This window comes from Marasmitruncus massiliensis (genome assembly GCF_900186535.1).
GTDB lineage: Bacteria > Bacillota > Clostridia > Oscillospirales > Ruminococcaceae > Anaerotruncus > Anaerotruncus massiliensis_A.
Genome location: NZ_FYDE01000004.1, coordinates 501,125 through 524,022, shown reverse-complemented (window position 1 = coordinate 524,022; position 22,898 = coordinate 501,125). Strand labels below are relative to the sequence as shown.

Genomic DNA, 22,898 nt, shown 5'->3' with positions numbered 1-22,898 from the left:
TCCGCCGCAAAGCGGCTCATATACTGACAACTATCAATGATCAAATTCCCAAATACGCTTTGCGTATATCGGGGTTGGCGAGCAGTTCCGCGCTCTTGTCGGCCATTACGACTTTGCCTGTTTCAAGGACATAACCTCTGTCGGCAATTTGCAGCGCCTTGACGAGATTCTGCTCGATGATAAGCATTGACGAACCGTTTTCTTTCATTTTTTTCAGGATATGGAACACCTCGTCCACGACGATAGGCGCGAGCCCGAGCGACGGCTCGTCGAGGATGAGAAGCTGCGGTTCCATCATCATCGCACGCCCGATGGCAAGCATCTGCTGCTGGCCGCCCGACAGCGTACCGGCAGGGTAGCTTTCCCTCTCTTTGAGAATCGGGAATGTGTCGAAAACCGTTTTCAGCAGTTCCTGCCGTTTTGACTTTGTGCGCTTTGTGTAAGAGCCAAGAATCAGGTTATCCATTATGGAAAGGCTGCTGAGGATTCCGCGCCCCTGCGGGATGTGGGCGATGCCCATCTCGGCGCGGGAATGGGCGGGCCTTGACGCGAGGTCGCCGCCGAACCAGGAAATTGAGCCCGACTGAATTTTTACTTCGCCCGATATTGTGCGGAGGATTGTTGTTTTGCCCGCGCCGTTTGAGCCGACAAGCGCCACAACTTCACCCTCGTTTACCGAAAGGCTGATGTCAAAGAGAATTTTCAGGTCGCCGTAACCAGCGCAGACCTTTTCGAGTTTAAGCATCTCCATATACAGTCCACCCCATCTTCCCCGGAATTCTCACATGATCCCTCACTGTCCCCAGTCCCCGAAACATCAAATCCCGTATCCTCATTTGTAATCCTCCCCTAAGTACGCTCTGATCACTTCAGGCTTTTTCATCACTTCAAGGGGATCGCCCTCTGTCATAAAGTGACCTTCCTCCATAACGACCACGCGGTTACACAGTTTGGTCACGGCGGACATAACGTGCTCGATAAATAGAACCGTTATGCCCTGCTTGTTGATTTTGCGGACCATATCAAGGCTTGTTTCCATCTCGCTCGGGGTAAGCCCCGCGAGGCACTCGTCCAGCATCAGGATTCGCGGGCGTGTCGCAAGCACGCGCGCCATATCAAGCCACTTGCGCTTTTCGATGGGCAGCTTGGTACATTTCTGCTCCGCGATGTCGTCGAGCTGCACAAACTTCACAATCTCTTCCGCTGCCTTATACGCCTCTTTGAGCGTACGGTTATACAGCATAGCGATCGTATAAATGTTTTCAAACACGGTCAAATCCGCGAAAGGTTTGGGGGTCTGGAAAGTTCTCCCCATACCCAGTTTCGCCCTGTCCGGCACGGACTGCTCTTTGAGCGCGACAGCCCCGCCGTCGGCGTTGTAATAGATGATTTCGCCTTTATCGTGAATATAAACGCCTGTCATAAGGTTGACGGACGTACTTTTGCCACAGCCGTTCGGTCCGATAAGCCCGAGAATTTCGCCCTCGTATACGGAGAAACTCAAATTGTTGATGGCGTGTACGCCCCCAAAAGACTTATCCACGTTTTTCAGTTCGATGATCTTTTTACAGTTATCAGGCAACATTGTCACCCCCGACCGCCTTTTTGGCGAGGAACTTCGCCTTGATGTCGTCAACAAGCGAAACGATACCGTTCGGCTTGAACAGAACCATAATCACGATGAGCAAACCGTAAAGCGCCCAGCCCGCGCCGCCGCCACCGAAGTCCTGCAAATAGGCATTGGAGAGTTCCAGCAGGGGTATCGTGATAAGCGCGCCGACCGTCGGCCCCCAGATTGTGCCCATACCGCCGAGAATTGCCACGATGCCGATACGCACGGACATATCCTGCGACGCCAGCGTATTCGGATCGGCAAAGCCTGTCTTGAAAACGTAGAGCATTCCTGTAAACGCCATCATCGCAGAACTTATAATGAACGCCTGCAGTTTGACGTTCTGCGATTTCATTCCCAGTGATTCCGCCGCGTCCTGATCTTCACAAATAGCCCTCAGATAATACCCGAGTTTGTGGCTGTCAATATACACGATAATGAGCGTGGTGATAATCATCCACACGAACGCCACGAAATAGTAAGGCAAATCCGTGTCGAAATGCAGCCCCCAAAGCGTATTGCCGCTGCGAATTTTGAAAGTAAGTCCGAGCGACCCGCCTGTGAAACGCTCATAGTAAATCAACAGCTGCCGCCAGATTGTCGTGCAGGCGATGGTCGCTATGGAGAAGAACACTCCGCGAAGCCTGAAGCACGGCCAGCCGATGATTACGGCGAACAAAACGGCAATCGCGATTCCGAGCCATACGCTTATCCAGGGGGAAACGCCAAGCGCGGGGATAATCTTCCCGCCCGCCTGCCCCGAACCGGCAAACAGTATGATGGTGGTATACGCGCCGATTGAGAAGAAAGTCGACGAAGCCCATGATGTCTGCTTGCCGTATCCGCCGATGATATTCCAGGCGTTGCCGAGTGCGGCAAAGAAGAAGACCTCCATAAGCACGCGCGTAAAATAAGTCCTGCTTATCACAAACGGGAAAATCAGGCATGCTACGATAAATATCAGCGCAATGGGATGTTTTTTGATACTTGCCGGGCTAAAAATATCCTTAATCATTACGACGCACGTCCTTTCTTCCCGAAAAGTCCGTACGGTCTGAAGATCAGCACCAGCATCAGTACGGCGTTAATTGCCGCCTGAGCCAGAAGCACGCCGGCATATGAACTTGTCAGCGATTCAACCAGCCCGATAATCAGCCCGCCGACAAGCGCTCCCTTGATGTTGCCCAATCCGCCGAGAACCATCGCGGACATCGCTATGATGGAAAACTGCGAGCCCACTTTCGGGGAAAGCAGGAAGATCGGTGAGATGAGCAGCCCCGAGATCCCCGCGAATACAGTACCCATAGCGAACGCCGTGATAAAGACGACGCTCGTCTTTATTCCAAGGGACTCGGCTATGACGCGGTTTTCGCTCGTCGCTCTCATTGCCCTGCCGATGTCGGTTGAGCCGAGGAACCAGTTGACGAACACGGCAAACGCCGCCGCCGCGACAAACGCGATAATTCTCGCGGTGGAAAGCGACACGCCCCCGATCGCGACCGCCCCATTACGGAGCTGGTCTGATACCGCCACACTCTTGAAGTCGGGCCCGAAGATGAGCTGAATAAGGTTCTGTATAATATAAGACAGCCCTATCGTCAGCAAAATATAGTTGCTGTCGCCCTTGCCGATAACCTTCCTGATGGTGGTGGAAAAGAAGATGCAGCCCGCGAGGTACATCGCCGCGCCCACCGGAACAAGCAGCCAGTAAGGCAGGCTCCCCTGCGGCATAAGCGAATACATCGCGTAAGTAAAATAAAGTCCCATAGCCAGAAAATCGCCCTGAGCGAAGTTGACTATTTTCATAACACCGTGAATCATCGTTATTCCCACGGCGACCAGCGAATAAACCCCGCCGATTAACAGCCCGTTAATTATAACCTGAAGCATTTTTTATCATTCTCCTCTTTACGGGGGGTGATTTCCCAAGTACGCGATGCGTAGACGAAGGGTTAAGGACGGGCGCGCACGCGCGGCGCGCGCCCGTAAACGCTTAAACTTTTAGCTTAATGTGAAAGGCTTCATTGTGTCCGGGTTAAGCACTACGCCTGTCGCGTATTCCGGCGGATAGATGCTTGTGGGTTTGCCGTTCTGCCATTGCAGGATGATAGCGCGGGAACCAGTGTTAAGACCTGTTGTGTCATCAAAGTCGCCGTCGCCGTTGATAACGCCAAACCATTTGCTGTTGTCTTTGTTGAGCTTGCGAAGCTCGTCGCGAACCGCGACGGGATCGTCGGATTTCGCGTTTTCAACCGCTTCATAAGCAAGCATAATCGAGAAGAGAGTCGGTCCGCCCTGACCTGCAAGGAATTCGTTATTTTTCTCTTCATAGTAGGCGTTCATTTCCATCCAGCCGGTGTTTTCGGTTGCGCCCTTCTGGTCCCAGCACCAGGAATCAACAGAAGTGAGCCCGTTTACGTTGTCGCCAAGGTCTTTATAGAGTGACGGCCAGGTCATAGCCGCGCCGCCGCCGACTACGAGCGGGTGGTAGTTCAGCGTATTCATCGCCGTAAAGATCAGTTTGAGGTCGTTCGGGTACGCGCTCGGAAGGATAACATCAACGCCCGCGTTCTGGATCTTGGTGATAAGCGGTGTCGCGTCTGTAAACGAACTGCCCTCATAGCCTTCGTCGGAAACGAGGTTGAGTCCGCGCTCCGCGACCTGTGTGCGGGTATTGTTGGACTGGTCTGTGCCCCACGCATCATTGGAATAGAGCAGACCGAGTTTCAGGTCTTTGACGTCCTTACCGATGAGATCCGCGTATTCGGCGAGGAAATCAAGCTGTGTGGGAATGAACGAACTTGACGTAGCCGCCGGCTGGAACACAAAAGAGCATCCCTGTTCAGAAACAGCCTTGTTTGCCGCCGCGCCCGTGACTGTGGGCACCTTGTATTTTTCAAGTATCGGGAGCATTGTCAGCGCGATGGACGAGTTGGAGTTGCCAATAACGCTCGTATAGCCGCCTGCGGAAAGAGCACGTTCAAGCGGCAGAGTCGCCGTAGCCGCATCGGATGTGGAGTCGAGGACTTCAATTTGGATGGGGCGTCCGCCCAAAGATGGGAAACCGCCGAGTTTTTCATTAATGTACCATTGCGCCGTTTCAGCCGCGAGTGTGCACTGACGGCCCGATTCGGACGTGCCGCCCGATACGCAGGCATAAACAAGGAACTTGACAGGATCGCCTGATGCCGCCGTATCAGCGGAAGCTGCTTTACTTGACGCTGCGGGAGCCGCCTCGCTTGCCGACGATGACGCTTTGTCACCGGAACATCCCGCCGTGACGGAAAGTGCCGTAATCGCAGCAAGGATAAGTGCCAGTTTCTTTTTCATAATGCATCTCCTTTTCGATTTCACGATATTATCGTTCAGCGCCAGGACGGCGCATAAACCCTAAAATAGAGAATTGGCAGTTAAGACCTTATTATTTTCCTCTTTGCAGAATTTTCTCATTCGACGCAATATGTTCATACATAAATCTACGCGCTTTTTCCGCGTCCCCGGCTTCGAGCGCGTCCACGATTATGGCGTGGTAATAGCAACCCGCTTCTCCGCCGATAGCCCGCACTACCCGTTTCATATGCGCTGCGTAAACCTCGCTGATAATTTCGTATGTCTTGATAATCAGGCTGTTGCGCGATATCGCGGCAATGCGGTAGTGGAACTTCAAATCAGCATCCGCGAGTGCGGAGCGGTCGTTTTGCAAAGTAAGCATTTTCGCGAGCATCCGCCGCAAATCCTCTATATCCTCCGTCTCGGCACGTCCCGCCGCTATCGCGCACGCACCGGACTCAAACTCGCGTCTGAATTCAAGTATGCTTTCGATGTTTTCCTCTAAGTACACGACCGGGATTAAGCTGTTCAGCCCGCTGCTTTCGTCAATCCGCGCAACATACGATCCGTCACCGAATCGCGTTTCAATAAGCCCTAGCCCGACAAGCCTGTGCAGCGCGTTACGTATCGTCACCCGCGAAACCCCGAACATCGCACTCAAATCGCTCTCCGACGGCAGTTTTGACGCCGGCGGCCATTCGTGTGAACGTATCATTTTTTTCATCTGTTCCAGCACCTGACCGCTCAGGCTGACATGCTCAATTCGCTCAATCACCGCAATCACCGCATTTCCTGATGGTTTATGCCCTACTACACTACTCATAAGATGACTACCTGTATCACAGGTTGACTATGTTAATATTATATAATATCATTCCGCAATGTCAATGCACAGTAATTCCAAACATTAGTTGATATTATTTAGTGAATATATCTAATCAAAAGATGAGAATAAGGAATATCCGTTCAATGAGTAGCTCATAGCAGACATAGCGTTAATAAACCGAAGAACATGATCGGAAAAATGCTACATATCGTTTGCTAAACGAAGGAAAGGTGAAATTTTTGCAAGCTCCACCGACAACCCAAAATTTAAAGCAAAAGACAAATTTCTTGTTGGTTTATTTGCAACAAAGCCTAGTGGAAATAATGAGATGTTCTTATATTGCAGAGATCGTAGGTTCAAATCCCATCTCCGCAACTACCAAAAAGTGGCTTAAACATTACGTTTAAGCCACTTTTTCTTTTATTATTTTCATTATGTTAGCTAATTAAAAAGTACAATTTGAATTTATAATTCTTTAGACTTCAATGGTAATAACATCCTTTTGGTCGGATATGACAACATCGGGTGTACATTATAGTACTAAGTTCATACTCTGCCCAACTTCTCTATAGCATCCTGTTCGGAAGATACGAAAAAGATATCTTTTCCTTTATTGCTTTCATAAATAAAGTCTTTCAGCGGTTTGCTTATATAGCCTGAAAAGTCGCCGATAATCGCAAGCCTGAAATGATAATTGATAAACTTCTGTAAAATTTCACCGGCAACCCCTGTGCTTAAAACAAAGAACTCTTCAACAACAGCAGCTTTGTTTATTACAATGGAATGGCATCCTGTTTCATAATTTACAGACATCATAAAGTCCAGTGCAGTTTGCCCATCCGAAATACAAACCTCATCACTATTGACAAGCGCTATTTCCGTATCGCTGACCTTGATCTTTTTTATATTCATGATTGAATTTTCTCCTTTTCTCTCATACACTATGCTCATAATTTCATGTAGTTGAAAGTTTCCGACATATTCGCAACAAAATTCCATTGTCGTTCCATATAGTTTTTCAATGCAAAAGTGTTGTTTTGATAAAAAGTGTATAACTCTACCATATCTATATCGCTGTTCAAATCTATTTCCTCAATCGCCTTTGCAGCCGCATACCCGCTTTCCATTCCTGCCGAAATGCCCTCGCCCATAGGGTTTAGAAATCCCGCTGTTTCACCTGCAAACAACACTTTTCCGTTTCCGTATTCTATAGGACATCCGGACATAATGTGTGGCATAAGCCATTTTTCGGTTTTCTCCTGCTTTTCAATTTTTGCGTTATGGTGTTTTCCCATATAGGCAATAAATTCGGAGTAATAATTTTCAAGTTTACTTGTGTCCTTAACAGACACGCCAAAAATGAGGTAGCCATCTTTTACGTTAAACCACGCATCATATTCCGATAGATGCGGCTGTAAATAAGCATAAAAATAATGGTGATCCAAATCGATGGACCCTTTATTGAAGGTTTGGTAAGTGGTTATATAGCGTTGCGGCGCGTGTACAAGTTTTCGCTTAACAGAGCCTACAACACCGTCACATAGAATAACTATTTTTGCTTTTTCAGAATAGAAAGAAGTGCCCTTAAGATTTACAAGGACATAGTTTTCCTGTTCCTCACATGACAGGGCTGTGGTTCCGTCGCGCAGTTCGGCACCAGTTTCGGCAGCTTTTGTTGCCAGCCAGTAATCGAAGGAACTGCGCCATATATTTAATCCTTCCTGTTCAAAACGGTACTCATGACCTTTATCGCTGGTAAAAATCATGCCTCGGTTATCAGTCGGTGCACACATAGTAAAGTCCGGTGCATCTTCGCCAAAGTATTGCCGGACCAAATTCATTGACTTTTTTATAAGGATACCAGAGCAAGATTTATTTCTTGGCATTTTGAATTTTTCAATCAGTAATACTTTATATCCATTGCAGGCTAATTCGCGTGCGGCGGTACAGCCTGTCGGGCCTGCACCAATAATTATCACATCGAACATCTTAATTTTCTCCTATAAAAAGTTATATAAACCGGCGGACGTCATCAGTGTATCATAAAATTTTCCTTGAGACAAATAAGATTCAAAGAATTAGCAGCGTGGGCAACAAGCTGTTCGATATTGGACCGACTCCGGCTGAAGCCATGATGTTCCGCGTGGTGAGCAGCATGATGTTCTATGTTTAATTTTCATAACTTTTGACCGATCTAATATTAAGAGACCCGCTGAAGGAGTTTAAATCCAGACTTTGGCAAAGGATCAGGTTCTTAAAATACTTGTTATTAAAAACATACGACGATAAGGATAGATTTATATGACAGAAAATTACATCAAACGCCTGCAAAACCAATTAAGTAAGAGAACGCTCCTTTTCAGCCTATGCTTTTTCCTCTTATCCGTGCTGTATATCTTTACAGGGTGGACCGAAATGCTGGCTGTATTTTCACCGTTTTGCCAGATTAACAGTATGGCTGATGCCAAAAAGCTGTTTGAAAATCAAAGCATATATGCCCATGTAAATAATGCAAGGCTCTATTTTACTGATTATGGAGTCAGCTCCGTCAACAGCTTTCCCGATATTTTTCGAAAAATCTTTCGAAATGAGGATGAATTAGATCAGATATATTCTGTAATAGAATATAACGATGGCTATCTGTTTGCACTGGTTCCTGCGTCGCTTAAGGATCAAAATGATGCCGTAATTCTGGATTATTTCGCAGACGTCAAGTTTAGTCCGCTGTATTCAAGTAGTGACAGCTACGAAAAATACAAAGGAACTATTTCCATACTGGCGGAAATTTACGGTTTATCCTTTGAAGAAATGATGCAATTTGTGCCGCCCATGATGTTGACAATAAACCGCTATGGACGATTGGAAGATCAGCTGCTGTCGGCAGTGATCCTCTTGATGGCGATAATCTCTACCGTGATGATCTCTGTAAAAGCATGGCATTTAGCAGATTACCGGAAAGGTTCGCTGTTTCGCCAGCTGGCAAGGATGGGAAATCCTGAAAATATTGAGTACACTATTAATTTAAATATTGAAATGGGTTGTCCCCTGTATATTAGCCAATCCAGTTCAGTTTTGAATGCAGGACTGATTACGCTGGATTATATTGTCGCTTTGCAGGGCGGGAAATGGCGTGTCTTTCCAACGAAGCAGTTGATATGGGCTCATTTGAAAACAATTCGTCATAAGCAATATTTTATAACCATTGCGAAGAGTCAGCAACTTGTTTTGTATTTTCGGGGCCTGAGAACACCTGCTATCATTACTTCCTATCATAGGGAAATCACACCGGAACTTCTTGATAAAATAGCAGGCTCTCTGCATGTGCTGAGCGGCTATAATGATGAACTTATGCAGCTGTATAAAAAGGACTATCCGGCGTTTCTTGCTCTTGCAGATGTACATAGGCATTCATTCGAAACGGATATATAATTTATCTGTTCTATTATCCGCCAATATCCGCCAACCATACTTTTTTAAATAGCTTGGCCATATTTCCGGTCTCATTCCGAAAATCCTAATCTTTTTTCTTACATAATCGTCGTATTCTTTTTCCCAGACAGCTGCGTTGAATCATCCAGTTTCTGACAAAGTCCAGCTGCATCTGCCCAACAATACTTTTCATACTGGACGGCAGGAACTGATAGGCTAAATCATCTTTAATGATACGCTTCTCCTCCGGAAAGTATTGCTCAACTGCGACTAGCATGGTTGGACTTGATCCTGTTTGAACTGCAGCCTTTGCTATAATAAATTTCTACTTTATAGATGGATTACTTGGCTTATGCGGAGTTTAGAGAGACCTCTGGGCTGTGCGTAATATAAATAACCAATCGGTATAAACATTATGCGCAGCCTAAATTAGGCTCCTATTGGTATGTCATATCAATAATGAGTAATTTAAGCTTTTTCCTATAATCATCATACCATCCATAGCTGCAGTTGTACACCGTCTTTATGCAAGTTTTGACTGGAGCGTTGTAGGGATATATGTAAGTAAGCATGCTGGCTTCTTGGTTGTGAAGCCAGCATGCCCATGCGTTACTCAATTCCGTAAATAGCTCCAGCCTGTGGGTATTTTTCTACAAATGCCGAGTTTGCCGACTCAAGTCTCTCGCAATACGTTTTATATGCCGGGCTCAATATCATTAAATTGGGAAGAAACACGTCATGATAGCCGCTATTTTTCTGGAATTCCAGCATTAAATCCGTCATTTTTCCTTGCGGAGACTGCCTGAATTCCGCAGAAGTGCGGTAAGCGATATATTCCTCCACCTTCAGATTCCGGAAATAAGCATCCGGGTCACGTATGGCTTCCTCCAATAAAAGGTTCATTGCATCCTCGTACTTTTCCATATTCACATTTTCATTAAGCTGTATGGCCTCTTCCATAAAGGCGCTCAGTTCATCCGGGATGAGAGACGCCGCGTTATCCAAATAATCGACTATCTTGTTGTAGGCCGCACGCTGTTCTTCCGTTTTGATTGGCTCTCTCAGAAATCGTCCGAAATGCAACGAAAGGTATAAGCCATAGTTACCTGGAAAAGCCAGAACCAATTTTTCCTGAACGGTCAGGCATTCCTCATCAAGCTGTTGCAAACGGTGAAAGCTGTTCTCAATATCGTAGTTTTTAATCAAGACATCAATGCAGTTCTGTGCCGCCTTGAGCTTTTGCATTTTAAGTTCATTTAAGTGCTTATAACGTGCAAGCGCTACCGATTTATCATTGCTGCTTAAAATTATATGGATGTCTTGGATACCAATGCCACACTTACGCAGCACCGATATTTCTTTTAGCGTAGCGATTTCCGCATCTGTATAATCTCGGTAACTATTATCCAACACCTGAGGCTTGATAAATCCTTGCTGCTCATAATATTCAACGGCCTTTTTGGTTAAGTCACATACACGGCATACTTCCTTTATCAACATATGCAACACTCCTTCTGAAAACACTATAAACCATCCCCCAAGGGAGTAGTCAAGTCTTAATAAAAGAATCTTTGTTTCCCAGCGTCCATATGTAAATATTGACTGGCAGATACTTGGGATGTTACCGAAGAATCAAGATGGATAGAAACATCCAGAATATTGCTTTTACAATTATACAAAATTGCTTTACCGCAAAATATTTTCGCCCTATTGACATTTTTTAATCATCTGTTATATTATATGTATAACAGTTATAACAAAAAAGGGAGGGGAAGAAACTGTGTTGCTTTCTATCTCATTTTACAGCGATATTCCCATCTATACCCAGATATACGAACAAATCATCATCGGCATGGTGTCCGGTCAGCTGACGTTTGGGGAATCGTTGCCCTCGGTGCGGGCGCTGTCAGCCGAAATTGGGGTGAATTTACACACCGTTAACAAGGCCTACGCAATGCTGCGGGATGAGGGGTATATCAAAATGGATCGCCGAATCGGTGCGGTGGTGACCAATCCCCCGGCGGAGGATTTGACCAATAAGCTGGCCGACCGGTTGCGGCCCATGGCGGCCGAGGCTATCTGCAAAGGGGTCTCCGAGCAGGCGTTTTTGGATATATGCAGATCAATTTTCGAGGAGTTTAAGGAGGAGAACGGAATATGAGCCTGTTTAATTCTGTGATGTTTGGCATCAATATATTGATAGTTTTATTAATGGGGGGCATGACCATTGTCACCCCATACATCCTGCGTCGCTCATTACTTTTCGGCACGCGTGTGCCCGAAGCGGTCCATGAGCAGCCAGAGGTGAAGGCACTCAAAAAGCAATACGCCGTGCGCGGACTTGTGCTGCTGGGAGTCATGGCCGCTGCAGCTATATTACAGTTTGTCCTGCTGCCCGGTGCCACCATGTTGACCGTGATGTATCTGCCGCTTATCTATGCGGCGCTGTCGTTGGTGATTTATTACCCCTGTCATCAAGAGGCGATAGCGATGAAGCAAAAAAACAACTGGCAACCCGACCCGCGTATCAAAGCGGACACATCCAGTGCCCTCATCAAGCAAACGCTGAAGGGGCTGCCCTGGAGCTGGTACATTGCCTCGCTGATCGTTTTGTTGGGCATCTGCGCCTATGCGGCTTATCAATACCCCCATATTCCCAACCGGTTTCCCACCCACTGGGGACCTGATATGCAGCCCGACAAATATTCCGATAAAAGCGTGCTGACGGTTCTGACCATGCCGCTGATCGGGTTCGCCATGATCATAGTATTTATACTGAGCAATGTGGCCATCTTCAAAATGAAATTGCAGGTCAGCACCGAAAATCCCGCACTGTCCTTCGCCCAGCACCGTTTATACCGGCGGATTCTAAGCCATTACTTGGGCCTGATCACACTGGCGACTGCCGTTGGAATAGCCCTGATGGCACCATCTTCCATGGGGCTGGCCAATTTGGAGACGGTGCCGTTTCTCACCGGCCTGACCGTTTATCTACTGCTGACCATTATTCCCATTGTCATTATTTCGTTGAAAGCAGGGCAATCCGGCTTTAAGTTGAAACCCGCCATACTCCCCAAAGACGCAGACGGGAAATATGCTCCCGTGCTTAAGGAGGTTTTTTCAGGCCGGGATGACGACCGATTTTGGAAGCTAGGTCTGTTCTACTACAATAAAGAGGACCCCAGCGTATTTGTGGAAGACCGGTTTGGCCTAAACGGAGGGCTGAACTACGCCCGCTTGTCCGCCAAGCTGTTTGTGGCACTGATGACGGCGATACTGGTTGTCACCTATGCAACCATTACAGTGTTATGGGCCACAGCACCAGAGCAATTCTTGAGATAAAACCACTTTAGTTCATTTCTTTACTAGATTCATTGCCCAAAAATTTCATCACAGCTTAAAAGTTCTAAATCTAGCAATGATTAGCTGCAAGATGACAATTGTATTGAATAAAACCTTCAAGAGATTAACATCCTTTTGAAGGTTTTATTATTTATTAGCCTTATCAAAAACCCTGCGAGCTGATTTAGAATATAGCTATGTACAGTTCGCTATATTTATGACACCCTCGCCATGGATTCCACATACCCATCATTTAAAACCTTGACTTTTCATAGTTGTATGGAATGCTGGTTCCAACAACCACATCTTCAATTTTTTCAATGATCAGCCAATCGTCCATGTTGCCTTGGTGATCAAACGCAAATGGCGGATCAATCTGCTGAACTTTTTCAAATTCTACAAGGCACAGGCACTTTTTATGCCAGCGGACTTTTTGTTTATCTGTTAAATTAAGTTTTGATTGATTATCTGCAAGAGTCTTTACAATTTCGGCATCCGTAAGTTTTACATAATTTCGTACGAACTTTACAGCTGCATAAGCAGAAATTTCAGCCGTGCCCTTCTCCATAAAATAGAGAATTTCACCTTCAAATACTCTGCTATGAGGAATTTTTCGGCCTGCCGCACCTCATATCACCATTGTGGTTGTTCCGATTAAAATTTTATCCAACATACGTTCTCCACGTTTTCCGGTATTATCGCAATACACTAAATGAACCATTGATATTCTCTCCTTATCGGCATATAGATGATTAAACTGCCTGTTCCTGTTACAATACCGCCGAAACGCTATTTCTTGTTGGGTTTTCGTTTAATCATTAATAATTTTTCCATGTCTGAGAATAGCAATGCATCAGTTAACTCAAACATCATCCATTTCCCGTCATGATAGGTTGTAGATTCATCATAAATCCTTTGCACTTCCAATGAATAGTTATTCCTGTCTGCTTCAAATTTTGCTCTTTCATCTTTGCCGAAGATAAGCATAAAGCCAAGAACATTTTCTTTCGCATATAAAGCACACAGAGTTTTACCGCCTCTGCGATACTTATACTCATATGTCCATCTTTTCCCGCCGCTGTTCCAAAGGCGCTCCATATCGTATCTGGATTCAATTAAATTGGTGAGCTTTACCCATACATCAAATAAGGATTCTCCAATTAAAGAAATCATTTCTTCATTAGTTGGTGCTTTCTCAAGCATGGCTTATTCCTCCGATACATTGTCCATCTTTAATCTAAGTTTCATATAATGCTCATTATCTCCAAGTCGTTTTTTTCAGTATCCGGTGATAGCTTGGTCCATCCTCCGGCGCAGACGAGACGACTGCCAACTTTTCTGCACGAATCATTTCTTCGATACGCAGTGCCAACCAGCCATCACCAATGCCAAGTTGATATTTCCCAAGAATTCTGCCAATCAAATTTGCTTCGCGGAATTCATTTTTTTCTAAAACAATCTCACGTAGGATAAAATCATCATAAAAGTTCTCGGGAACACTTTGCAGTCTTCCGTTTATGACGGCACGCAATGGCGCATTTTCTTTTTGAAGTTCCGACCAGCGTGAAGCGATAGCATTGATCAAGGCTTCCGGTACAGCCTTTTGCAAACCAAGACAGTTATGCCACTTTCCCGGTTCAACCTCACCCCAGCCGCTATGCCGGATAATCGTTGCTTCTTCCATTTCCCATTCCGGGAGTTTGACAAGGACGACCTTGATAGAGGACTGTTTCCAACTTTTCAACAGATTCATAAGCCAATATAACCCACATATTTCGTCCGGTTGATTACTATACCACACACGCAGAGTCTCGCCATTCTCTGCCCGATTACGGATAGCATCCAGACTTTTTGTGGCCGATAGATATAGTTCTTCTGCAGCCGGTTTTCCAACATCCTCAGGATAGGTGCTGAAAAGCCGCTCCAGTGCGGCAAGGCGTTCTATGCCAACGCCGCTGTCTCCGATACTTCCAATGCTCCATACAAGATTGAAACTGAACACATCCGCAGAGTCGCCGCCCAGGGGGACAGCTTTTTCCCAAGCACGGCGTTCCTTTTCCCCAAGTTGGCGCTGTGCGTTCTCAATCTCGGTTTTTGTCGGTTTGCTGCCGTCTGAATGACTTATGATAACTCCGACTGCTCCGCCACGGTATTTTCCCTCACCATAATGCTGTGCCAGCTTTAAACATCCGCCCGCGCTGTCACTGAACACAATTTTAACCATTGAATTCACCTCGTTATATTAACTTGGCTGGGTGATAAACCTCTTTACAGGATGGACACATATACTCCACATTCTGATTTTTATAAGTATAGCGAGAACGCAACTTTTCTTTGCCGCAATTGGGGCATATTATTTCTTGTCCTTTTATAAGCCGAACCGCTATCTCTCGCGTGAGATTTGTATTAGAAGCCATAATAATTTATTACCTTATAAATTTTTTTACTGTGTGTCATATAAATAATTGGATTTTTATCTCGACAAAAAGTACACTTTAAACGTTATGGGCAACTCGCATTTTCTTTTGAAATGCCCAGTTTGCTCATAACAGTGGGTTATGAATATTTGTGTAATAACTCTTTAGGAATATGACAATAGTCATTAGGGCATCTATCTAATCTATCTTGATGTTCATCTGCACTTTTAACGTAATTCATAAGTGGAAGGACTTCCACTACAATTTTGTCCCTATCTGCTCTTTCTGTTATATAATTCTTGGCATCTTCCAAATGTCGAGGCACTTTACTATATACGCCTGTGCGGTATTTTTTTCCCACATCATTACCTTGTCTATTCATACTGTAAGGATCTATAATCTCAAAAAAATAATCCATTAGTTGAGAAACAGTTACAATTTCAGGGTCAAATACTGTTTTTACGCATTCAGCATAACCATCATACTCGCCTTCAAGAGTATTTGAATAACCATTTGCTCGTCCTGCTTGAGTATTAATAACACCTTTTAGTGTTTTGATAAATGCTTGTACACCCCATAGACAGCCACCTGCAAAATATATTGTTTCAACCATAGTATTCACCTATTTTCTTTCGTCAAATATGAATAATTAGATCTTACCCGTAACGGCCATCATAAACATAATACGCAACTAAGTTTGATCTTTCAAATATCGAATATGCTCATACTATTCGCCTGTTCTTTTTGTCGTATATCACAACGGTTACAATTGAAACAAGAACAATCACAGCATTTGCGGCAATTGTTCCCGCCCAAGTCATAGTCATGGTGCCAAAGATGGGGGATGCCGCATTGAACATGGTGTGGTATAATACGCACATAAACACATGGCCTTTTCCTGATACTTTGTAGATTGCTCCAAAGAAAAATCTAAAAGCCATACATTGAACGGCAAACATCCAGAAGTTAATAAGTCCTTCTCCGTGATTTGTCCCCGGTATGAAGAAAAGCGGGATATGCCATAAGATCCAAATAATCCCGGCAAGGACACAAGATAAAACATAACCAAATTTTTTGTCAAGCCCTGGCTGCATGATATACGTCCATCCAGCTTCCTCCAAACCTCCGATAAAAAGATTACCCGGTAGGGAAAGGAAGAACGTATAAAATGGAAGCACCATTTCCGTGCGGCCTGAAACTGCAATATGTATCAAAAAATACAGTGCAAGCCCTGCAACAACGAACAAATAGAGAGATATATTATTTTTGGCGTAAAAAACAGTTTTCAACCATTCCTTAAAATCTGCTATTTTGTTATTTTTCTTTAGAACGATATAGGAAGCAATAGCAGGCGACAGAATGTAGATTGCAAAAGGAATATTCATCCCGAATTGCTGTAACGAGTGAACCCAATTATGAACCGAATATCCGAATTGCCCAAGAGCAATTAAAGCACCTGATACAAGATAGGCTATGCAAAATGTCAGCATCGTAAATTGTACTATGATTTTTTTGTCTGTCACAATTTCTCCACCTCACATTTTGAAGTATACATTAAATTTTAACGGATGGACGCTTTGAATTTTATCACCTAATGTTTGCTTTCTGCCAATTCAAAGTTGCGCTCCACACAAAATATAAATAATTGAGCCTTGTTTTCTTCTCAATCCTAACTCTGTAAAACTATTAGTATCTTTATTTTCAAGACCAATTATTGGACAAATTATTTTTTTCATCTATGTATTCAAACCTTTTATAAATAGCGCCATCCATTTCAACTTCTTCATTCCACATGGAAGCGGGCCTCACCCAGATTCCGCCATCCCCGTATAAAGCCTGGTACACAACCATCGATTCCAGAGTTTCGGAGTGCTTGGCAATGTATAAAACGTTATACTCATTACCCTTAAAATGGCGATATCGGCCTGGTTTTATCTCGCTTTCCATTTAATTTTCATCTCCTTGATCAATAAATTAAACATAATGTGAATCTCAAATATATGACCATTATTGATTGTCATAAAAGTCCTGCATGGGGAGTCAAGGCATTTGGACTTGTCCTCGGTATATGAATATAGCGCTAAACGCCTACGGCAGTAGTGTCAGTGCTTTCATCATCTGGTGAATTACACCACGAGATAAAATCTGTAATTTGCTGATATTGTTGATATATCCCTATGGTTGATAATAGCTCCCTGAGTCTTTCATCCAAACAAGACGGATTGCGTCTTGCTTCAATGTAAAGGCATAATAATCGATAAGCAACGTATAAACAAATAAACTTTTTTAGGTCTGGAAACAGGCCTTGTTTGTTATGCTCTTCTCTGAAAGAAGCAAAATATTAAAAATTGCTTGACAAGTCTTGGCAGGATAATTGCTATGGCCTACCGTTGGATGAACGTCGTATACACACGGGATCCCGGCATCATATAGGATTTATATACCTCAGTCGAATTTAGGGATATTATACCAAATTCTTCCGAAGATTCATACCACAAAATCGTAAATCCAGCAATAAGGTTTGGGAGCCTCACTTTTCTAAAAAAACTTGAAAAGTGAGGCTCATTCAAAAGTGAAAATAAACAAAATTTAAAAGCTACAATCTTAATATCATACAAAAATAACAAATCTCACTTGACTTTACATACGGAAATATATATGCTGACTACATGGCGAACAACTGAACAAGCGATTAGCAAACAAGGAGTGACGAGCATGAAAATTGCCAAGGTAGAGGTCTTCCGCTTGCCCACTGCAAATAGCAAAATGAACAGCCCTATCGGCTGCCGGATCCATACCGATGCGGGCATATGCGGTGACGGCGAGGCCGGCATGGCCTATGGCGTGGGTGGTTCTGCGGCATTCGGTATGGTGTGCGACTTAGCGGAACTGATTATCGGTATGGATCCTCTGCGGACCGAGTTCATCTGGGAGACCATGCATAAAAAGACCTTCTGGGGCCAAAATGGCGGCCCGGTAGTATTCTCTGGCATTGCCGCCATCGATGTGGCACTTTGGGATATCAAGGGTAAGTATTTTAATGTTCCGGTTTATCAGCTGCTGGGTGGTAAAATTCGCGACAAGCTCCGCGCCTATGCCAGCCAGCTGCAGTTTGGTTGGGGTCAGGTTGGTGTAAGCGAACACCTCTGGGCCGTGAAGCCGGAAGATTACGCCTATAATGTAAAGCTAGCCGTGGCCGAGGGCTTTGACGCTGTCAAGATTGACTTTTTCGACCGGGATGAGGCGGGCAAACCTCTGAATTTTCTGGACACCACCGGCTTTCTTACCCCTACCAAGCTCAAGATGGTGGAAGCCCGGATGAAAGCCGCCCGGGAGGCCGCTGGCGACGAGGTGGACATCATCATGGAAAATCACTCTTATCCCGACGCTCTGGGCGCGGTTCAATTGAGCAAGCTGGCCGAGAAGTATCATATTCTGGCTTTCGAGGAGCCCAACACTCCTACCGTCCAGACGGTGGAATATATCACCAAATACACTAGCGTGCCCATTGCCAACGGCGAACGCATCTTCTCCCGCTGGCAATATGCCGAGTACTTCAAGCGCAATCTCCTGCAGTTGGCCCAGCCCGACATCGGCAACTGCGGAGGTATCAGCGAGGTGAAGAAGATCTGTGACATGGCTCATGCTTTTGATGCAGGCATCCAAATCCATGTGGCAGGCAGTCCACTGTCCACCAACGCGGCGCTGCATCTGGAGTGCGTTATCCCCAATTTCATCATTCACGAGCATCACACCTGCAATCGGATGGACACATGTCTGGGCCTCACCAAGCACAACCTCCAGCCCGAAAACGGGTACTTCACCATCCCCGACTTGCCAGGCATCGGCAACGAGTTCCTGCAGGAGGCCATTGACAAGGCGCGTCTCTACAAAGTGGTGGAATGATCTCCCTCGTGAGAAGGTCGCTATGAGTTTAGAAGAAGGTGTAAAAATAAAAGGGGCAAGGATAGCCTTCGCTATAAGCCTCTGCTAACGCAATATTACCGCATTACCACAAAATAGGGCGAAAAAATGAGGAGGTTTTTGTTATGGCAGTCAATATTATCAAGGAACCCGCACCAAAGTCCGGAACACTTGGAAGAATTGAACTCTACGCGCTGGCCATTGGGCAGGTTATCGGTGCCGGCGTCATTACACTCATTGTTCCCGCCATCAAAATGACCGGCTATTCAGCCTGGCTTGCCTATTTCATGGCTATCATTATGGGGTTCGTTATGATCCTTCCCTTTGTTTTTGTCTCATCCACCCTCCGCCTTGGCGGCGGAAACTACTCCATGCTGTGCGATTTGGCCGGTCCCACCGCTTCCGGCATCTTTGCATTCGCCTATTTGACCCAGTGCCTGTCTTTATCCTTGTTCGGCGCCTCTGCATCCGCCTATTTTGGTGACATTATCCCTGCCCTGGGCGGTACCATACCCCGCATTATCGTAGGCGTGTCCCTGCTGACCTTCTTCTTCGTCGTCAATCTGCTGGGCGTAGACGTCATGGCAAAGGCGCAAAAGCTGATGACATGGCTGCTCATTGCCGCCCTGCTCCTCTTCGCTATTGTGGGCATCTTCAAGATGAAGCTGCCAATCTTTGATTTTGCAGATCCCAACTTTCTTATCAACGGCTGGGGCATCACCTTTACCGGGGGACAAATCTCCGGCGGCTTTACCGGTGCCGTCCTGCTGTTCGTATACTCCTGCCAGGGTTATTACATGACCACCGCCTATGGCCGTGACGCCAAGAACGCCAAACGGGATATTCCTGTAGTCCTGCTGCTGTCCGCCCCCACGCTGACTGTTCTGTATGTGGGCGTGGCCATGGCCGGCGTCGGCGTTATGAGCGTGAGCGAATACGGTGCCTCCACGACGCTGGTCTTTGCCGCCCAGCGTATCTTCCCCGCATGGCTGTTTTATTTCTTCATCATCGGCGGCCCCATTATGGCGCTGCTGTCCACGCTGAACTCCAGCTTTGCTTATAATGCCATCACCATCGGGCAATCCTGCGACGACGGCTGGCTCCCCGCCAGCTTCGGAAAAAAGAACGCCCAGGGTTCCCGCGTTCTCATTCTGACCTTCATGTACGTCTTAGGCATTATCCCCATCATTTTTGGTCTTTCCATTACTGTCATCACCAACATGGTACAGCTCTTTACTTCCTTCTTTGCCTTTTTAAACTTTGTGGCACTCATCAGGCTGCCTGGAAAGTATCCCGAGGCATGGAAAAAATCCCGATTCCATATACCCGACGGGCTGTACTTCGCGGTCTGTGTGTTGTCTCTATCCGGATTTATCGTGGTATTCTGGAAGTCGTGCCTATCCATGACACCCGCCTTAGCTATCACCAACGTGGCGGCTCTGCTGGCTATGGCAGCCATAGGCGTCTGGCGTGCCAAGCGCGGCAATATTGAGATACATACCTCCGTGTGGGCTGACGACCAGAAGCAACCCACACCACAAAATTAATGGCCTTCCCACGGCTAAATTGTATTTAGCCGTGAGGGACTCATAGTGAAAGAAAGGAGCAAATACTCATGAAAATCACAAGCATTGAATGCTACTTAGGCAACGGCGCGCTCGGGGGCTTCGTTACCCTCAAAGTCAATACGGACGAGGGCATCAGCGGCTTTGGCGAGGCCGGCTTGGCCTACGGTAACTGCTCTGAAGCGGCCTTTGGCCAATGCCAGGACTTTGCCAAGCTGGTTATCGGTTTTGATCCCTTCGATACCGAAAAAATCTGGGAGCACTTGCACCGCCACACCTTTTGGGGCATGGGCGGCGGCGTAGTCGTCACCTCCGCCATGGCGGCCATCGACATCGCCTGCTGGGATATCAAGGGTAAGGCCCTGAATCAGCCCGTCTATAAGCTGCTTGGCGGCAAGACCAATGACAAGCTGCGCGCTTACGCCTCCCAGCTCCAGTTTGGCTGGCGGAAACTCATTGAAAAGAATGATGCTTTAACCCTGCTGTATGATCCGCAGGACTATTACGACGTTGTTAAGGACGCCATGGCCGAGGGCTATGACGCTGTTAAGATCGATCCGGTCTTTGCCCCAACCATAGAAAAGCCCTTTACCGAGGTGTTCGCCACTCAGGGGACTCAGATCCGCGGCTGCTACCGTCAGCACGATTTGGCCCGCTCCGTAGAACGAATCGCCGCAGCCCGCGAGGCGGGCGGACCCGATATGGATATTATTGTGGAAATCCACTCCCTGCTGGATGCCAACACAGCCGCTGAGCTGGGCAAGGCGCTGGAGCCCTACCGGATCATGTATTACGAAGAGCCCACCATGCCCTGCAACCCCTCGGTGTTCAAGCATATTAAGGAGCGCTGCTCCCTGCCCCTGGCCACCGGCGAGCGCAGCTATACCCGCTGGGGCTTCCGTCAGTTCTTCGAGGATCGGACCTTGGACATCATCCAGCCCGACCTGGCCAACACCGGCGGAATCACGGAGACTAAAAAGATCTGCGATATGGCTCAGGTTTACGATGTAGGCGTTCAGATACACGTCTGCGGCGGCCCCATTGCTACTGCCGCAGCGCTCCATGTAGAGGCTATCATCCCTAACTTCGTTATCCATGAAGAGCACAACGCTAACCTGCTCACCAAGTTTAAAACAGCAGGCAAATACTACTATGCGCCCAAGAACGGCTTTTATGAAGTTCCCGATCTCCCCGGCATCGGTCAGGAGATGAGCGAGGTGTACATGGCCCAGGCCAAGAAGGTCGTTATCAAGTAATCCCGCGCGCTCTTTTGCGCTATTCCCCTTTCCACAGTAAACAGCCATCTTCCGCCTCCCGGCAAGAAGGTGGCTGTCCTTCTGTTCTCACCTAATCTGAGCATCCACATATAGCTGGCGGTGTGTGCCGAGGATTATAATATTTTTAAGTATCCTTGATCCACAAAATTCTGCCTCGGGCTGATATCTTTTACGGGATGACGTTGGCCTATTATGGACTGCTTTTACTGCCGGAATTTTAAAGCTGCTCTTTTTCCGTAGGTTCACTTTCTTAAAAGGAGTGACATTTTATATAATAAGCGTTATAATTAATATATAAATATAAGTGATTTTAGGTGAACCGTGTGGAAAAAGAGTTTAGCAGCCGGGCTTCCAACCGAAAAATGAAAATCAGCCGGATCTCCGTGGTGGATCAGGTCTGCGCATCCATTAAACAGGATATCGCGGATGGTACCTGGAAAGCGGGAGACAAGATTCCCTCGGAATCTGAGTTTGCCGACATCTTCGGCGTCAACCGCCTGAGTGTGCGCATGGCTTTGCAGAAGCTCAGCACCCTTGGCATTATCGAAACCCGTGTGGGTGAGGGTTCCTTCGTCTGTAACTTTTCTCTTAAGCCTGTGCTCAGTGAGATTTCTGTCTTTTATAGTGGCGATGATCGCTACCACGACGTTCAGCAGCTGCGTAACCTACTGGAATATGAGTGTATGCGTTTAGCGACCCTTTCCGCCACTGATGCGGAGAAGGAGGAGCTGCGTGTCGCGCTGACATACTATAACAGCCTTGCGTTGGACTATAATTTCAATTTGGACAATGAGGCAGCGCTCGAACGTGTGGTGGACGCCGATTTTAATTTCCACTATAAAGTGGTAAAAATGAGCCACAACAAGCTGTATAAGGACGTTTACTTCATGGTTCAGCAGCTAATCCGCAGTCATATTACCCAGCTGCTAAGCACCCGCGCCCACCGCCGGGCTGAGGCTGGTCTTCCGCCGTTGGGAGAAAACGATACCCACAATAAAATATACAATTGTATCATTAACTCTGATATCGCCGCGCTGCGGCAGGCCACAGAGGAGATGCTCGGCATTACGCCCGTCAAAGGTATGGATATTTTCGACTGATGGGCCGGCATAAAGACATGTTCTAATACGCCGAAGCCAGGCGGCCTGCCGATGCGCATGCTGAAAGGATGTTTCT

22 protein-coding genes and 1 pseudogene are annotated in these 22,898 nt (G+C 46.5%); 8 read left to right on the top strand and 15 right to left on the bottom strand.

Annotation, left to right across the window (positions count from 1 at the left end; all coding sequences use genetic code 11):
• Positions 1 to 40: 40 nt before the first annotated feature.
• The 8 genes from C1A10_RS06460 to C1A10_RS06425 all read right to left on the bottom strand — a co-directional run bounded on the left by C1A10_RS06460 (position 41) and on the right by C1A10_RS06425 (position 7,756).
• Complete coding sequence (locus tag C1A10_RS06460; RefSeq protein WP_101909472.1) at positions 41 to 751, bottom strand: ABC transporter ATP-binding protein; 711 nt, start codon at positions 749 to 751, stop codon at positions 41 to 43.
• Positions 752 to 832: 81 nt separating this feature from the next.
• A complete protein-coding gene (locus C1A10_RS06455; protein WP_101909471.1) occupies positions 833 to 1,585 on the bottom strand; it encodes an ABC transporter ATP-binding protein in 753 nt (250 codons plus the stop codon).
• Entirely contained in the window at positions 1,575 to 2,627 is a 1,053-nt protein-coding gene (locus C1A10_RS06450) for a branched-chain amino acid ABC transporter permease (protein WP_101909470.1), read from the bottom strand. The genes C1A10_RS06455 and C1A10_RS06450 overlap by 11 nt, the downstream gene beginning before the upstream one ends.
• Positions 2,627 to 3,502, bottom strand: coding sequence for a branched-chain amino acid ABC transporter permease (locus C1A10_RS06445; protein ID WP_101909469.1), 876 nt, complete (start codon positions 3,500 to 3,502; stop codon positions 2,627 to 2,629). The genes C1A10_RS06450 and C1A10_RS06445 overlap by 1 nt, the downstream gene beginning before the upstream one ends.
• A 111-nt stretch (positions 3,503 to 3,613) precedes the next feature.
• The gene (locus tag C1A10_RS06440; protein ID WP_101909468.1) at positions 3,614 to 4,942 is read right to left on the bottom strand and encodes an ABC transporter substrate-binding protein; all 1,329 of its coding nucleotides are present in this window, start codon (positions 4,940 to 4,942) and stop codon (positions 3,614 to 3,616) included.
• Positions 4,943 to 5,033: 91 nt separating this feature from the next.
• Positions 5,034 to 5,765, bottom strand: a complete 732-nt coding sequence (locus C1A10_RS06435) for a FadR/GntR family transcriptional regulator (protein WP_101909467.1) — start codon at positions 5,763 to 5,765, stop codon at positions 5,034 to 5,036.
• A gap of 549 nt (positions 5,766 to 6,314) precedes the next feature.
• The gene (locus C1A10_RS06430) at positions 6,315 to 6,680 is read right to left on the bottom strand and encodes a DUF4180 domain-containing protein (protein ID WP_101909466.1); all 366 of its coding nucleotides are present in this window, start codon (positions 6,678 to 6,680) and stop codon (positions 6,315 to 6,317) included.
• Positions 6,681 to 6,715: 35 nt separating this feature from the next.
• Positions 6,716 to 7,756: an NAD(P)/FAD-dependent oxidoreductase gene (locus C1A10_RS06425; protein ID WP_101909465.1), complete on the bottom strand. Its 1,041-nt coding sequence runs from the start codon at positions 7,754 to 7,756 to the stop codon at positions 6,716 to 6,718.
• A gap of 47 nt (positions 7,757 to 7,803) precedes the next feature.
• Here C1A10_RS06425 and C1A10_RS18445 point away from each other — a divergent pair, with 47 nt between their 5' ends.
• Positions 7,804 to 7,941 (top strand): hypothetical protein, encoded by a 138-nt coding sequence (locus C1A10_RS18445; RefSeq protein ID WP_180951022.1) that lies wholly within the window; start codon positions 7,804 to 7,806, stop codon positions 7,939 to 7,941.
• A 128-nt stretch (positions 7,942 to 8,069) separates the two neighbouring features.
• Positions 8,070 to 9,197, top strand: a complete 1,128-nt coding sequence (locus C1A10_RS06420) for a DUF6709 family protein (protein ID WP_101909464.1) — start codon at positions 8,070 to 8,072, stop codon at positions 9,195 to 9,197.
• A 609-nt stretch (positions 9,198 to 9,806) separates the two neighbouring features.
• Here C1A10_RS06420 and C1A10_RS06410 read toward each other — a convergent pair.
• The gene (locus C1A10_RS06410; protein ID WP_101909462.1) at positions 9,807 to 10,697 is read right to left on the bottom strand and encodes a MerR family transcriptional regulator; all 891 of its coding nucleotides are present in this window, start codon (positions 10,695 to 10,697) and stop codon (positions 9,807 to 9,809) included.
• A gap of 280 nt (positions 10,698 to 10,977) precedes the next feature.
• On the opposite strand from C1A10_RS06410, the gene C1A10_RS06405 reads away from it, so the two are divergent.
• Both C1A10_RS06405 and C1A10_RS06400 read left to right on the top strand, forming a co-directional pair.
• Positions 10,978 to 11,358, top strand: coding sequence for a GntR family transcriptional regulator (locus C1A10_RS06405; RefSeq protein ID WP_101909461.1), 381 nt, complete (start codon positions 10,978 to 10,980; stop codon positions 11,356 to 11,358).
• A complete protein-coding gene (locus tag C1A10_RS06400; protein WP_101909460.1) occupies positions 11,355 to 12,539 on the top strand; it encodes a DUF1648 domain-containing protein in 1,185 nt (394 codons plus the stop codon). Before C1A10_RS06405 ends, C1A10_RS06400 begins: the two co-directional genes overlap by 4 nt.
• A gap of 253 nt (positions 12,540 to 12,792) precedes the next feature.
• On the opposite strand, the pseudogene C1A10_RS06395 reads toward C1A10_RS06400, so the two are convergent.
• From C1A10_RS06395 to C1A10_RS06370, 6 genes and pseudogenes are all read right to left on the bottom strand, one after another.
• Positions 12,793 to 13,260, bottom strand: a pseudogene (locus C1A10_RS06395) (hypothetical protein).
• Positions 13,261 to 13,328: 68 nt separating this feature from the next.
• Positions 13,329 to 13,742, bottom strand: coding sequence for a DUF3788 domain-containing protein (locus tag C1A10_RS06390; RefSeq protein ID WP_101909459.1), 414 nt, complete (start codon positions 13,740 to 13,742; stop codon positions 13,329 to 13,331).
• Positions 13,743 to 13,797: 55 nt separating this feature from the next.
• Complete coding sequence (locus tag C1A10_RS06385; RefSeq protein WP_101909458.1) at positions 13,798 to 14,763, bottom strand: DUF3658 domain-containing protein; 966 nt, start codon at positions 14,761 to 14,763, stop codon at positions 13,798 to 13,800.
• 332 nt (positions 14,764 to 15,095) lie between these two features.
• Positions 15,096 to 15,569: a peptide-methionine (S)-S-oxide reductase gene (locus C1A10_RS06380; protein WP_101909457.1), complete on the bottom strand. Its 474-nt coding sequence runs from the start codon at positions 15,567 to 15,569 to the stop codon at positions 15,096 to 15,098.
• A 109-nt stretch (positions 15,570 to 15,678) separates the two neighbouring features.
• Positions 15,679 to 16,479 (bottom strand): CPBP family intramembrane glutamic endopeptidase, encoded by an 801-nt coding sequence (locus tag C1A10_RS06375; RefSeq protein WP_101909456.1) that lies wholly within the window; start codon positions 16,477 to 16,479, stop codon positions 15,679 to 15,681.
• A 178-nt stretch (positions 16,480 to 16,657) separates the two neighbouring features.
• Complete coding sequence (locus C1A10_RS06370) at positions 16,658 to 16,903, bottom strand: DUF1653 domain-containing protein (protein ID WP_101909455.1); 246 nt, start codon at positions 16,901 to 16,903, stop codon at positions 16,658 to 16,660.
• Between the two features lie 768 nt (positions 16,904 to 17,671).
• Between C1A10_RS06370 and C1A10_RS06365 the strand changes: the two genes are divergently transcribed.
• The 4 genes from C1A10_RS06365 (at position 17,672) to C1A10_RS06350 (ending at position 22,822) form a co-directional block, all read left to right on the top strand.
• Entirely contained in the window at positions 17,672 to 18,862 is a 1,191-nt protein-coding gene (locus C1A10_RS06365) for a mandelate racemase/muconate lactonizing enzyme family protein (RefSeq protein ID WP_101909454.1), read from the top strand.
• Positions 18,863 to 19,005: 143 nt separating this feature from the next.
• Positions 19,006 to 20,427 carry an APC family permease gene (locus C1A10_RS06360; protein ID WP_101909453.1) on the top strand — a complete coding sequence of 474 codons (1,422 nt, stop codon included), beginning with the start codon at positions 19,006 to 19,008 and terminating at the stop codon, positions 20,425 to 20,427.
• A gap of 68 nt (positions 20,428 to 20,495) precedes the next feature.
• Positions 20,496 to 21,701, top strand: coding sequence for a mandelate racemase/muconate lactonizing enzyme family protein (locus C1A10_RS06355; RefSeq protein WP_101909452.1), 1,206 nt, complete (start codon positions 20,496 to 20,498; stop codon positions 21,699 to 21,701).
• Positions 21,702 to 22,045: 344 nt separating this feature from the next.
• Positions 22,046 to 22,822, top strand: coding sequence for a FadR/GntR family transcriptional regulator (locus C1A10_RS06350; RefSeq protein ID WP_242968849.1), 777 nt, complete (start codon positions 22,046 to 22,048; stop codon positions 22,820 to 22,822).
• Positions 22,823 to 22,898 lie beyond the last annotated feature (76 nt).

What these genes read in the sequence shown, in the direction of transcription:
- C1A10_RS06460 (WP_101909472.1), bottom strand. Translation starts at nt 751, where the DNA reads ATGGAGATGCTTAAACTCGAAAAGGTCTGCGCTGGTTACGGCGACCTG.
- C1A10_RS06455 (WP_101909471.1), bottom strand. Translation starts at nt 1,585, where the DNA reads ATGTTGCCTGATAACTGTAAAAAGATCATCGAACTGAAAAACGTGGAT.
- C1A10_RS06450 (WP_101909470.1), bottom strand. Translation starts at nt 2,627, where the DNA reads ATGATTAAGGATATTTTTAGCCCGGCAAGTATCAAAAAACATCCCATT.
- C1A10_RS06445 (WP_101909469.1), bottom strand. Translation starts at nt 3,502, where the DNA reads ATGCTTCAGGTTATAATTAACGGGCTGTTAATCGGCGGGGTTTATTCG.
- C1A10_RS06440 (WP_101909468.1), bottom strand. Translation starts at nt 4,942, where the DNA reads ATGAAAAAGAAACTGGCACTTATCCTTGCTGCGATTACGGCACTTTCC.
- C1A10_RS06435 (WP_101909467.1), bottom strand. Translation starts at nt 5,765, where the DNA reads ATGAGTAGTGTAGTAGGGCATAAACCATCAGGAAATGCGGTGATTGCG.
- C1A10_RS06430 (WP_101909466.1), bottom strand. Translation starts at nt 6,680, where the DNA reads ATGAATATAAAAAAGATCAAGGTCAGCGATACGGAAATAGCGCTTGTC.
- C1A10_RS06425 (WP_101909465.1), bottom strand. Translation starts at nt 7,756, where the DNA reads ATGTTCGATGTGATAATTATTGGTGCAGGCCCGACAGGCTGTACCGCC.
- C1A10_RS06420 (WP_101909464.1), top strand. Translation starts at nt 8,070, where the DNA reads ATGACAGAAAATTACATCAAACGCCTGCAAAACCAATTAAGTAAGAGA.
- C1A10_RS06410 (WP_101909462.1), bottom strand. Translation starts at nt 10,697, where the DNA reads ATGTTGATAAAGGAAGTATGCCGTGTATGTGACTTAACCAAAAAGGCC.
- C1A10_RS06400 (WP_101909460.1), top strand. Translation starts at nt 11,355, where the DNA reads ATGAGCCTGTTTAATTCTGTGATGTTTGGCATCAATATATTGATAGTT.
- C1A10_RS06390 (WP_101909459.1), bottom strand. Translation starts at nt 13,742, where the DNA reads ATGCTTGAGAAAGCACCAACTAATGAAGAAATGATTTCTTTAATTGGA.
- C1A10_RS06385 (WP_101909458.1), bottom strand. Translation starts at nt 14,763, where the DNA reads ATGGTTAAAATTGTGTTCAGTGACAGCGCGGGCGGATGTTTAAAGCTG.
- C1A10_RS06380 (WP_101909457.1), bottom strand. Translation starts at nt 15,569, where the DNA reads ATGGTTGAAACAATATATTTTGCAGGTGGCTGTCTATGGGGTGTACAA.
- C1A10_RS06370 (WP_101909455.1), bottom strand. Translation starts at nt 16,903, where the DNA reads ATGGAAAGCGAGATAAAACCAGGCCGATATCGCCATTTTAAGGGTAAT.
- C1A10_RS06365 (WP_101909454.1), top strand. Translation starts at nt 17,672, where the DNA reads ATGAAAATTGCCAAGGTAGAGGTCTTCCGCTTGCCCACTGCAAATAGC.
- C1A10_RS06360 (WP_101909453.1), top strand. Translation starts at nt 19,006, where the DNA reads ATGGCAGTCAATATTATCAAGGAACCCGCACCAAAGTCCGGAACACTT.
- C1A10_RS06355 (WP_101909452.1), top strand. Translation starts at nt 20,496, where the DNA reads ATGAAAATCACAAGCATTGAATGCTACTTAGGCAACGGCGCGCTCGGG.